The sequence below is a fragment of the Streptomyces sp. N35 genome (assembly GCF_016464295.1).
Lineage (GTDB): Bacteria > Actinomycetota > Actinomycetes > Streptomycetales > Streptomycetaceae > Streptomyces.
This window is the reverse complement of sequence record NZ_JAEIMH010000026.1, coordinates 101,869-104,354: the sequence shown is the minus strand read 5'-3', so window position 1 is coordinate 104,354 and position 2,486 is coordinate 101,869. Positions and strand designations below refer to the sequence as shown.

The window sequence follows — 2,486 nt, the reverse complement described above, 5'->3', positions numbered from 1 at the left end:
GCTCCTCCTCCGCGGCCCGCAGCTGCTCCTCGGCCTCACGCCGGCGGCGCTCCTCCTCGGCGAGCCGGCGGGCTTCCTCGGCGCGTGCGCGCGCCTCCTCGGCCTGCCGCTCCTCCTCGCGGCGCCGCGCCTCCTCCAACTCGCGGCGCTTGCGCTCCTCCTCCTCGGCGCGAAGCCGGGCCAGCTGCTCCTGGCGCTCACGCTCCAGGCGCTCCTCCTCGGCCTTGCGCGCGGCCTCTTCCTCGGCGCGCCGCCGCGCCTCCTCCTCGGCCGCCTTGCGCGCCTCCTCCTGCGCCTTCTTCTCCGCGTCGGAGAGCGGAAGCAGCTGGTCGAGACGGTGGCGTACGACGGTGGTGACGGCCTCGGGCTCCTGGGCCGCGTCGACCACGAGATAGCGCCCGGAGTCGGCGGAGGCCAGCGTCAGGAACCCGGCCCGCACCCGCGCGTGGAACTCGGCCGGCTCCGATTCGAGCCGGTCCGGCGCCTCGGTGAAGCGCTCGCGCGCGGCCTCCGGCGAGACGTCGAGCAGCACGGTCAGATGCGGTACGAGCCCGTCGGTCGCCCAGCGCGAAATGCGGGCGACCTCCGTCGGGGACAGATCACGTCCGGCGCCCTGGTAGGCCACCGAGGAGTCGATGTACCGGTCGGTGATGACCACCGCGCCCCGTTCGAGGGCGGGACGGACGACCGTATCCACGTGCTCGGCACGGTCGGCCGCGTACAGCAGGGCCTCCGCGCGATGCGAGAGCCCGGCCGATGACACGTCGAGCAGGATCGAGCGCAGCCGCTTGCCGACCGGCGTCGCGCCCGGCTCGCGCGTGAGCACGACCTCGTGCCCCTTGGCGCGGATCCACTCGGCGAGCGCGTCGGCCTGCGTGGACTTGCCCGCACCGTCACCGCCTTCGAGCGCGATGAAGAACCCGGTGGCGGCCGGCGCCTGGGCCGGCTCGGCGCCACGCAGCGCATCGGTCAGATCACGGCGCAGTGGAACGCCGGAACGGTCATCGGTCTTCGCCAGTACGAGAGCGGCCACGGGCAGCAGCAAAGCACCCGCCAGCATCAGCAGGAAGGCGGCGCCGCCGTGCGCGAAGACGAATTTGCCGTTCTCCAGACGGTGTTCCCCGATCAGCCCGGCGAGCACGGGCGCGACGATCGCGGCCAGCGCGATCGCGACCCGGACGACGGCCTGCAGATGCTCGGCCGTACGGGTCCGCCGGAAGTCCTCGACCTCCAGGTCGAGCAGCGCGTGCCCGGTGTTCGCCGCGACACCGGCCGCGGTCCCCGCAAGGCCGAGCAGCAGCAGGACGGTGGTCTGGTCCGGTACGAGTCCGGCGGCGAGCAGCGCGATCCCGGCCACCGCGATCGCGAGCGCAAGGAGCCGGCGCCGCGACAGGGCGGGCAGCACCGAGGGCGCGATCCGGATGCCGAGGACGGTGCCCGCGGTCAGCGCGAACGCGAAGATCCCGAAGAGAACGGGCCCGCCGCCCAGGTCGATCGCGTGCAGGACGACCACGGAAACGGCGGCCGCGATCGCCGCTGCGACGGACGCGCATGCGAGGACGAGCAGCGGGATGGCACCCGTACGTCCCTTGTCGACGCCGCTGCCGGTCTTCGGCCGGCGCAGTCCCTCCAGCGGGGAACGGGCGCGCGGGGTCTGGCTGTCGGGCAGTTCGAGGAAGTAGACGACGGACAGCGAGGCGGCGAAGAGACCCGCCGCGACATACGAGGCGAGCGCGGCCTGGTGCTGCTCGAACCAGACCACTCCGGCGCCGAGCAGATTCCCGATCAGGGTGGCGGCGATCAGTACGAGCGCGCCGACGGGCAGCGCGATGAAGCCCGTACGCAGCGACAGGCGGCGCAGTGCTTCGGTGTGATCCGGCAGCGGGCGCACCGTCGCGCCCTCGAGCGGCGGCGCGGGCAGCAGCGCGGGCGCGGCGCTCTCGCGGGCGACGGTCCAGAACCGCTCGGCGACCCCGATCAGGAACCCGGTCACGAGCAGCACGGCGAGCGCGCTGTCCGGGGTCCAGTCGATCCACAGCGGCGCGATAATCAGGAGCGCGGCCCGCAGACCGTCCGCCACGATCATGGTCCAGCGGCGGTCGAGCGGCCCTTCGGCCGCGGTGAGCGTGGTCAGCGGGCCGAGCAGCACCGCGCCGAAGATCAGCGTCGCAAGGATCCGGGCGCCGAAAACGGCGGTGACGGCGAAGGCGACCCCGCGATAACCACCGCCGAAGGACTGCTCGGCGAGAGCCGCCTGCACCCCGAGCAGGACGAGAACGAGCAGCGCGAGCGCATCCCCGATCCCGCCCACGAACTGCGCGCTCCACAGGCGCTTCAGCGGGGGATGACGCAGCAGCGCACGTACGGCACGCTCTCGGGAGTCGGCGACCAGGGCGGCATCGGGGTCGTCTCTGGTCATACGCCCCCCCTATCCGGGCGGCCTGGCTCCCCCTGCCCCCTCCCCAAAAAAGGTGGCCCCCCCCCCC

1 protein-coding gene is annotated in these 2,486 nt (G+C 73.5%); it reads right to left on the bottom strand.

All coding sequences use genetic code 11. The features are described from left to right. A partial coding sequence (tmk, locus tag JAO81_RS16795; protein ID WP_199548659.1) for a dTMP kinase occupies positions 1–2,419 on the bottom strand: 2,419 nt, incomplete at its 3' end. Positions 2,420–2,486: the final 67 nt, after the last annotated feature.